The sequence below is a fragment of the Pseudomonas borbori genome, from assembly GCF_900115555.1.
In the GTDB taxonomy this organism is placed as follows: domain Bacteria; phylum Pseudomonadota; class Gammaproteobacteria; order Pseudomonadales; family Pseudomonadaceae; genus Aquipseudomonas; species Aquipseudomonas borbori.
Window position 1 is genome coordinate 150,470 of the sequence record NZ_FOWX01000013.1, and the last position, 8,538, is coordinate 159,007.

General features: G+C 58.5%; 10 protein-coding genes and 1 tRNA gene. All 11 read left to right on the top strand.

The window, feature by feature from the left end; all coding sequences use genetic code 11:
* Positions 1–138 precede the first annotated feature (138 nt).
* Positions 139–912, top strand: coding sequence for an ABC transporter ATP-binding protein (locus BM315_RS12085; protein WP_090501243.1), 774 nt, complete (start codon positions 139–141; stop codon positions 910–912).
* 18 nt (positions 913–930) lie between these two features.
* Positions 931–1,683: an ABC transporter substrate-binding protein gene (locus BM315_RS12090; RefSeq protein WP_090501245.1), complete on the top strand. Its 753-nt coding sequence runs from the start codon at positions 931–933 to the stop codon at positions 1,681–1,683.
* A gap of 50 nt (positions 1,684–1,733) precedes the next feature.
* Complete coding sequence (locus tag BM315_RS12095; protein ID WP_090501247.1) at positions 1,734–2,429, top strand: ABC transporter permease; 696 nt, start codon at positions 1,734–1,736, stop codon at positions 2,427–2,429.
* Positions 2,426–3,115: an ABC transporter permease gene (locus BM315_RS12100; RefSeq protein ID WP_090501249.1), complete on the top strand. Its 690-nt coding sequence runs from the start codon at positions 2,426–2,428 to the stop codon at positions 3,113–3,115. The genes BM315_RS12095 and BM315_RS12100 overlap by 4 nt, the downstream gene beginning before the upstream one ends.
* A 42-nt stretch (positions 3,116–3,157) precedes the next feature.
* The gene (locus BM315_RS12105; protein WP_090501250.1) at positions 3,158–4,375 is read left to right on the top strand and encodes a methyltransferase; all 1,218 of its coding nucleotides are present in this window, start codon (positions 3,158–3,160) and stop codon (positions 4,373–4,375) included.
* Positions 4,376–4,939: 564 nt separating this feature from the next.
* Positions 4,940–5,015, top strand: a tRNA-Thr gene (locus tag BM315_RS12110).
* A gap of 168 nt (positions 5,016–5,183) precedes the next feature.
* Positions 5,184–6,407 (top strand): tyrosine-type recombinase/integrase, encoded by a 1,224-nt coding sequence (locus BM315_RS12115; RefSeq protein WP_090501252.1) that lies wholly within the window; start codon positions 5,184–5,186, stop codon positions 6,405–6,407.
* Positions 6,404–7,147: a hypothetical protein gene (locus BM315_RS24300; protein WP_141123940.1), complete on the top strand. Its 744-nt coding sequence runs from the start codon at positions 6,404–6,406 to the stop codon at positions 7,145–7,147. The genes BM315_RS12115 and BM315_RS24300 overlap by 4 nt, the downstream gene beginning before the upstream one ends.
* A gap of 119 nt (positions 7,148–7,266) precedes the next feature.
* Positions 7,267–7,470 (top strand): helix-turn-helix transcriptional regulator, encoded by a 204-nt coding sequence (locus tag BM315_RS12120; RefSeq protein ID WP_090501255.1) that lies wholly within the window; start codon positions 7,267–7,269, stop codon positions 7,468–7,470.
* Positions 7,471–7,487: 17 nt separating this feature from the next.
* Entirely contained in the window at positions 7,488–8,219 is a 732-nt protein-coding gene (gene trfA / locus BM315_RS12125) for a plasmid replication initiator TrfA (protein ID WP_244527291.1), read from the top strand.
* Positions 8,220–8,244: 25 nt separating this feature from the next.
* The coding region (locus BM315_RS12130) for a helix-turn-helix domain-containing protein (RefSeq protein ID WP_141123941.1) at positions 8,245–8,538 on the top strand (294 nt) is incomplete at its 3' end.

The window sequence follows — 8,538 nt, forward strand, 5'->3', positions numbered from 1 at the left end:
ACAAGGCGAAAGTGGCTGAGGAAGCGGAGTTTACGAGCTGTAAATGAGCATTCCGAAGCCGCTTTCAACGCAGTTTGGCCGACGCGCAGCAGACCCGAGGCAGGTTCTGAGCGCAATCGAACAATAAGAGGACCCCCCATGGCCGAGGCCACGCCAGCGCTGGAAATCCGCAACCTGCACAAACGTTTCGGCGACCTCGAGGTGCTCAAGGGCATCTCCCTCACCGCGCGCGATGGCGACGTGATTTCCATTCTCGGCTCATCCGGTTCCGGCAAGTCGACCTTCCTGCGCTGCATCAACCTGCTGGAAAACCCCAACCAGGGGCAGATCATCGTCGCCGGTGAAGAACTCAAGCTCAAGCCCGGCAAGAACGGCGACCTGGTCGCCGCCGATGGCAAGCAGATCAACCGCCTGCGCAGCGAACTGGGCTTCGTCTTTCAGAATTTCAACCTGTGGCCGCACATGAGCGTGCTCGATAACATCATCGAAGCGCCACGCCGGGTACTCGGCCTGAGCAAGGCCGAGGCGATCGAGCGGGCCGAGGCGCTGCTGGCCAAGGTCGGCATCGGCGAGAAACGCCACGTCTACCCGAATCAGCTGTCCGGCGGCCAGCAGCAGCGTGCGGCCATCGCCCGCACCCTGGCCATGCAGCCGAAAGTGATCCTGTTCGACGAGCCGACTTCGGCCCTCGACCCGGAGATGGTACAAGAAGTGCTTAATGTGATCCGCGCGTTGGCCGATGAAGGTCGCACCATGCTGCTGGTGACCCACGAGATGGGCTTCGCCCGTCAGGTTTCCAGTGAAGTGGTGTTCCTGCATCAGGGCCTGGTGGAAGAACAAGGCTCGCCCGAGCAGGTGTTCGACAACCCGACTTCGGCGCGCTGCAAACAATTCATGTCCAGCAATCGCTAAACACGGAGCAACTCTCGCATGCTGAAATACAAGAAGATCCTGCTGGCCGCAGCCGCCACCCTGGCTTTCGGCACCAGCGCCATCGCTGCCGACAAACTCAAGATGGGCACCGAAGGCGCTTATCCGCCGTTCAACCTGATCGACGCCAGTGGCCAGGTCGGCGGCTTCGACGTGGAAATCGGCCAGGCCCTGTGCGCCAAGATGCAAGCCGAGTGTGAAGTGGTCACCTCCGACTGGGACGGCATCATCCCGGCCCTCAACGCCAAGAAGTTCGACTTCCTGATCGCTTCGATGTCGATCACCGAAGAGCGCCAGGCGGCCGTCGACTTCACCGAGCCCTACTACACCAACAAGCTGCAGTTCATCGCACCGAAAGGCAGCGATTTCAAATCCGACAAGGCCAGCCTCAAGGGCAAGGTGATCGGCGCCCAGCGTGCCACCATCGCCGGCACCTGGCTGGAGGACAACCTGGCCGGCGTGGTCGACATCAAGCTCTACGACACCCAGGAAAACGCCTACCTCGACCTCTCCTCGGGTCGCCTCGACGGCGTACTGGCAGACACCTTCGTCAACTGGGAATGGCTCAAGAGCGATGCCGGCAAAGGCTTCGAGTTCAAGGGCGAGCCGGTATTCGACAACGACAAGATCGGTATCGCCGTACGCAAGGGCGATCCGCTGCGCGAGAAGCTTAATGCCGCGCTGCAGGCCATCATCGAAGACGGCACCTACAAGAAGATCAACGACAAGTACTTCCCGTTCAGCATCTACTGAGCAGCCTGCCTCGCGTCGCCCAAGCGGGCGACGCCGGCTTCTGAGCCCCCATGACCCTAGACCTCTACGGATTCGGCCCGGCCCTGGCCGCCGGCACCCTGATGACCATCAAGCTGGCGCTCAGCGCGCTGGCCCTGGGTCTGGTGCTCGGTCTGCTCGGTGCATTGGCCAAGACTTCCCCGTACAAGCCGCTGCAGTGGCTTGGCGGCACCTATTCGACCATCGTGCGCGGCATCCCCGAACTGCTCTGGGTGCTGCTGATCTATTTCGGCACCGTGCAGCTGATGCGCAATCTGGCCGACCTGCTGGGCATCGAGAGCCTCGAACTGAGCGCTTTCGCCGCCGGCACCATCGCCCTGGGCATCTGTTTCGGCGCCTACGCCACCGAGGTGTTCCGTGGGGCCATACTCGCCATCCCCAAGGGTCATCGCGAAGCCGGTCAGGCCCTGGGCCTGTCCAGGCCGCGGATCTTCTGGCGCCTGATCCTGCCGCAGATGTGGCGCATCGCCCTGCCCGGCCTGGGCAACCTATTCATGATTTTGATGAAGGACACCGCTTTGGTGTCGGTGATCGGCCTGGAAGAAATCATGCGCCGCTCGCAGATCGCCGTCACCTCGAGCAAAGAACCCTTTACCTTTTTCCTGGTGGCGGCCTTTATCTACCTGGGTCTCACCATAGTCGCCATGATCGGCCTGCACTTCCTTGAGAAGCGCTCCAGCCGCGGCTTTATCAGGAGCGCGGGATGAACTGGGAAGTAATCATCAAATGGCTGCCACGCCTGGCCGAAGGCGCCATGCTGACCCTGGAACTGGTGGCCATTGCGGTCGTTGCCGGTCTGATCCTGGCCATCCCCATGGGCATCGCCCGCGCCTCCCGGCACTGGTACGTACGCGCCCTGCCCTACGGTTATATCTTCTTCTTCCGCGGCACCCCGCTGCTGGTTCAGCTGTTCCTGGTCTACTACGGCCTGGCCCAGTTCGATGCGGTGCGCGAGGGCCCGCTCTGGCCCTACCTGCGCTCGCCCTACTGGTGCGCCATCCTGACCATGACCCTGCACACCGCGGCCTATATCGCCGAGATCCTGCGTGGCGCGATTCAGGCCGTACCCTCGGGTGAAGTGGAAGCAGCACGCGCCCTGGGCATGTCCCGCTTCCAGACCATGTTCTATATCATCCTGCCGCGCGCCGCGCGCATCGGCCTGCCCGCCTACAGCAACGAAGTGATCCTGATGCTCAAGGCCAGCTCCCTGGCCAGCACCGTCACCCTGCTGGAACTGACCGGCATGGCCCGCACCATCATCGCCCGCACCTACCTGCCGGTGGAGATCTTCTTCGCCGCCGGCATGTTCTACCTGCTGATCGCCTTCATCCTGGTGCGCGGCTTCAAGCTGCTGGAACACTGGCTCAGGGTCGACGCCTGCCAGGGCCGCTGAGGCGATGGGGCGCTCGTGGCCCCCAGGCATGACGACACGCGCATGAACGACTCCCCCCTCAGCGGCGACCGCCTGCTCCAGCGCTTCCAAGCGCTGGACGCCTTTGTCCTGCAGCACCAGGCGCTCTGGCGACCGCGGCCATTCACCCAGCGGCAACTGCCGTGGGAAAACCAGCACCCGCAACTCGCCCGCTGGCTCAGAGCGCGCAGCCTGGAACAGGCCGAGGTCAGCCACAACCAGCCGCACCTGCTCGATGCCCCCGCGCCCTTTGCCGGACTCGCCGCGCAGGCAGAAACCCTGAGCCAAGTCGGCGCATTCGCGCCACAGCCCTTGCCGCCCCTGCCGGCGCGCTTCTCGGTCGACGTGCCGGGACGCAAGTGGCAACAGATCCAGGCCTTCGCCGGCTGCCTGCAGTTCCAACAGCCCTCACGCCACTGGCTCGACTGGTGCGCCGGCAAAGGCCACCTCGGCCGCATGCTGGCGCATGACGGGCGCCCCCTGACCTGCCTGGAACACAACCCCGAACTGGTACGCAGCGGCCACCTGCTAAGCCAACGCCTGCACCTCAACGCCAGGCACCTGCAACAGGACGTACTCGGCGCCGATGCCGGCGCGCAGCTCGAGCGCGAACACACCCCGGTCGCCCTGCATGCCTGCGGCGACCTGCATGTACGCCTGATGCAACTCGCCAGCGCGGCCGGCTGCCGCCAACTGGCCATAGCACCCTGCTGCTACAACCGCATCGCCAGCCCCGACTACCAGGCGCTCTCCGCTGCCGCCCAAGCGTCTGCCCTGCGACTCTCGCTGGATGACCTGGCCCTGCCGCTCAGCGAAACCGTCACCGCCGGCGCCCGTGTGTGCCGCCAGCGCGATCGCTCCATGGCCTGGCGCCTGGCCTTCGACCTGCTGCAACGCGACTTGCGCGGTATCGACCAGTACCTGCCCACGCCCTCCCTGCCGACTGCCTGGCTGGCGAAAGACTTCGCCGACTACTGCACAGACCTCGCCGCCCTGAAACAACTGCCCGCGCCAGCCGCTGCAACAGACTGGCAACGGCTGCAGGCCCGAGGCTGGCAACGCCTGGCCCAGGTACGCAACCTGGAGTTGCTGCGCGGCCTGTTCCGCCGCCCCCTGGAACTCTGGCTGCTGCTCGACCGCGCCCTCTACCTGCAAGAGCAGGGCTTCAGCGTACGCCTCGGCAGCTTCTGCCCGCAGCAGCTCACCCCACGCAACCTGCTGCTGCTCGCCGAACGCAGCTAAGCTCAGCCAAGTTGCCCACATTATCTGTGGATAACTGTGTTGATAGATTCTGAGCAGACTCGCGCAATGCCTCTAGCATCGGCCCTCGCAACGCCTGCTCGTTTTTTGAACAACAAACAAAGATCAATAAAAACATACACTTATAAAAAACCGAGAAATACCTCACAAACAACACCTGCACTCTCACGAAACGGCGCCAGCTTGTGCATAAGGATTTCGCGGCTAATCGCCAGTCCCGCAATAAACCACCCGAATAGCAACACCGATCAGGTCGGCGCCCAGGCATACGCAGCGCTTCGCTTTTGCTGGAAAATCACCCCGGCACACTGCTTTTTGGCAGCTGCCTGCTTTCACCGCGGGGAGCATGAACCACATGGACGGAGGGCAGATAAATTGCCGAGCGCATTTTCGCAACGCCCGCGCCCCTCTGCCGAAGCCCCCCCCCGGAACGCCGCCCACGCCTTGCCAACGTCAGGGTGGTCAGGGCTTGTACAGAATCAGAATAAACAATGCGCAGACGACTTTACTCGGCCAAACGAATGGATATAATGGCGGCCCTTCAGTGCCGGTATAGCTCAGCTGGTAGAGCAACTGACTTGTAATCAGTAGGTCCCGGGTTCGACTCCTGGTGCCGGCACCATCTAAACGTTTCATGCAGTGCCAAGCAGTGTCATGAACGCCCCAGAAAGCCCGCCTAGCGCGGGCTTTCTGCTTCATGCAGTGCCATCGAGTTTCATCCAAGCGCTTGCCATTTGAGTACCCGCACAAGTACCTTTGATTGGTTCAACAATCTCTGGGTACTCGACTCATGCCATTGACCGTCCTTCAGGTGAAGAACGCCGCACCACGCGACAAGGATTACGGCCTTGCCGATGGCGGCGGACTGTTTCTGTGGATTCGTGCCGCAGGAGGAAAATCCTGGCGATTCCGCTTCCGTCTGGATGGTAAGCAGTCCCATATCTCCCTAGGCACTGTCGACAAGGTGACGCTGGCACAAGCCCGTCAGCTGGCATCTGAGGCACGCCAACTTGTAGCGCAGGGCATGCATCCAGGGCTGGAGCGCGAGGCCAAAAAAGCTCAGGCAGCAATAGCCCGAGCGAATACCTTCAAGGGGCTAGCGCTGGAATGGCATCAACACAAAGCACCTCGATGGTCGGCGGGATACGCAAACGACGTTTTGGAAGCCTTCGAGCGGGACATCTTCCCCCAAATGGGAGGCCTGCCCCTTGCCACCATAAAACCCATGCAGTGGCTGCACGCATTCCGCAAGATCGAAGCACGCGGTGCACTTGAAGTACTGCGCAAAACTCGTCAGCGCTGCCAGGAGGTATACCGATATGCAATCGCAACTGGCCGTGCCGAATACAATCCCATAGCGGATATTGGTGGCGCACTACAAACGCCCACCACAAAACACTATCCGTTCTTACCCATTACTGAACTGCCGGAACTGTTGCGCTCCATCCAGGCCTGCCCAGGTAACGACACCGTCAAGATCGCAACCCGCCTTTTGATTCTAACGGGAGTGCGAACGGCCGAGCTGAGAGGGGCTCCATGGTCGGAGTTTGACCTCGATAAGGCGCTCTGGCTGATCCCTGCTGCGCGTATGAAGATGCGCCGCGCTCACCTGATCCCACTCTCCAAGCAGGCCGTGGTAGCACTGCGTGAGTTGGAAAGCATCACTGGTGGCTACACGCTCGCGTTCCCCGGTCGTATAGATCCAGCAAAGCCGATGAGCGAGGCCGCCATCAACCAACTACTGAAGCGCTCAGGCTACGACGGGCGAGCCACAGGCCATGGATTCCGCCACACGATGTCTACCACTCTGCACGAACAGGGTTATCACAGCGAATGGGTCGAAACCCAGTTGGCACATGTGGACAAGAACAGTATTCGCGGCACCTATAACCATGCTCAGTATCTGGAGGGGCGGCGAGAAATGCTTCAGTGGTATGCCGACCATTTGGATGTTTTGCCTTGCGACAGTGCCGGACCGTCCTCTTCCGCCAAAAGTCCGGAGTACGCTGTATGAATGATGATGTCATGCGAATACCTGATCTAGTGAAAGAGTGTGCTCGTTACTATGAAGTAGATGATCAGGAAGCTGCACACACTCTACACGAGCTGATTAAAGAGTTATCTTTAGAGTACAGCGTGCGCCAAGGAAAAGTAGCTCTTCCCAGCCATATATTTTGGGTCGGGCGGGTGGACGGACCACAACAATCAATCAGGACTTATAAGCTTTTTTTCGAAGGACTCGTTGAATATCTAGATCTTCTCAGCGACCCACTATCGAGTGTTGAAAAATATTCAATCCGCTCATACTGTGAAAGCGACTCATCAGCTAAAAACATTCCAGTGAATCTTATATATCTGTCTAGGATCGCACTTGGTGAGTGGGCCTTGAATGCCGGCATTGAACCCCCTACCTACATACTAGAAGGAAGCTCAGCTAAGCGAGCCAAGAAAAATGAGGAAGAACCGACTCTCAAAGAGAATGAACTAGCAACCGTTAGCAGAATCACCAATGGATTGTTTGACTTAATTAAAGCGATTGATAAGTCTCACTCTGAGGTGCCACTCACGAAACAAGATAAAGACCGTCTCCGAGAAATTAAACGTGGTCTCGCTCTCCTCAACAATCCGCCGCGGACTAATTTTGATCGGTACTCTACCGTTATTTTGCTAGCAAAGGATGCCGGTGTCGAAATGCGCTGCGACCCAAAAACACTGAGAAGATATATGCGCCCCAAATCCAATGATAACGATTGAAATCTCATGGTAAAAAACTTGGGAATCCTCATGTGAATTCGGGAATTCCCATGACTCCTCGCTTGAGATGCCATTGAATCCATAGCCATCCAATCAGGTACTAAGGAGTCCCGACCAAGATGGCTACTCAACCTATCTCGCCAGCACTGCTACGCCTTCCTGCTCTCTGCGCTCTAGTCGGACTGAGCAAATCTCAAATCTATCGGCTGATTAAGGCCGGCGAGTTCCCCGCCGCCATCCCGCTTGGGGCGAACTCTGTTGCATGGCCTGCCGAACACGTGCACGCCTGGATTGCCGGTAAAATTAACGCATCCATTCGTTAACGATGTCGCTTGATAGCATGCTTGCAAAGCTAGAAAAAAATCGAAAGCGCTCTCGTGATAAGCCGCAAGAGATTATCGAGATTTCTCGTAGTTTATTGTCGAACTGGCCAGATTCAGCTTTGCGCATCCCTAACTTTGCTCTTCGTTCAGCGTTGTTTGCAGCTGTCGGCAAGGGGCACCGCCCGCACTTTGAGCGAGCAAATATTAACGCTCTAGGTGGGATCAGTATCATTTACACGGGAGCCTTACTTGATCAAGACGACCTCGAAGTCTGGGAAGCCCTACTGCACCTGACACTAATACAAGGGTCGGAGTGCCAGATAAGCGGCTACCGACTTTTGAAGTATCTCGATAAAACCGACACTGGCAAAAACAGAGCAACCTTAGAAAAACAACTAAGCAGAATGAATGCTACTGCATTGCAGGTTCGGATAGGCGAGCACTCATACGAAGGCAGCTTGATTCACGAGATCTATCGTGATCATGCAACTCGTAATTATATAATTCGATTGAATCCGAATCTCCGCGTTCTGTTTCTTGCTGATCAGTTCACTGATTTGGATCGGACCATTCGTCGAAATCTTCGCGGGAAACCTCTTGCACAGTGGCTGCACGGCTTCTATGCAACACACGCAAGGCCATTCGATCTAAAGGTCGAAACTTTGCATAAGTTGTGTGGGAGCCGAGCTATCTGTTTAGCTGACTTTAAGCGGTCACCAATAAATAAGGTCATAATAATGACCCCGTAGACCCGATGATTGGCCCCCCCCATCCATGAAGCACAAGCCCTTACCGTTGACCGAAGAAGAGATCCTCAAGCTGGAAGAGATCGTTCACAAGGGCACAGATTGGCGCAGCCGGGATCGGGCAGGAACGCTGCTGCGACTTGCGCGCGGTGATTCGCCTAAGGCGGTGGCCGAAGCTTTTGGGGTCTGCACCCAAACCGTCTACGAACGTCGACAACAGTGGTTGAGCAAAGGCTTTTCGGGCCTGTTTGATGCGCCCCGCTCGGGTGCCCCAGGCAAGCTGTCGGCCTATCTGTCGACGCTTTCTGAGTGGGCACAAGCA

What these genes read in the sequence shown, in the direction of transcription:
- BM315_RS24300 (WP_141123940.1), top strand. Translation starts at nt 6,404, where the DNA reads ATGAATGATGATGTCATGCGAATACCTGATCTAGTGAAAGAGTGTGCT.
- BM315_RS12105 (WP_090501250.1), top strand. Translation starts at nt 3,158, where the DNA reads ATGAACGACTCCCCCCTCAGCGGCGACCGCCTGCTCCAGCGCTTCCAA.
- BM315_RS12120 (WP_090501255.1), top strand. Translation starts at nt 7,267, where the DNA reads ATGGCTACTCAACCTATCTCGCCAGCACTGCTACGCCTTCCTGCTCTC.
- BM315_RS12100 (WP_090501249.1), top strand. Translation starts at nt 2,426, where the DNA reads ATGAACTGGGAAGTAATCATCAAATGGCTGCCACGCCTGGCCGAAGGC.
- trfA (WP_244527291.1), top strand. Translation starts at nt 7,488, where the DNA reads ATGCTTGCAAAGCTAGAAAAAAATCGAAAGCGCTCTCGTGATAAGCCG.
- BM315_RS12095 (WP_090501247.1), top strand. Translation starts at nt 1,734, where the DNA reads ATGACCCTAGACCTCTACGGATTCGGCCCGGCCCTGGCCGCCGGCACC.
- BM315_RS12115 (WP_090501252.1), top strand. Translation starts at nt 5,184, where the DNA reads ATGCCATTGACCGTCCTTCAGGTGAAGAACGCCGCACCACGCGACAAG.
- BM315_RS12090 (WP_090501245.1), top strand. Translation starts at nt 931, where the DNA reads ATGCTGAAATACAAGAAGATCCTGCTGGCCGCAGCCGCCACCCTGGCT.
- BM315_RS12085 (WP_090501243.1), top strand. Translation starts at nt 139, where the DNA reads ATGGCCGAGGCCACGCCAGCGCTGGAAATCCGCAACCTGCACAAACGT.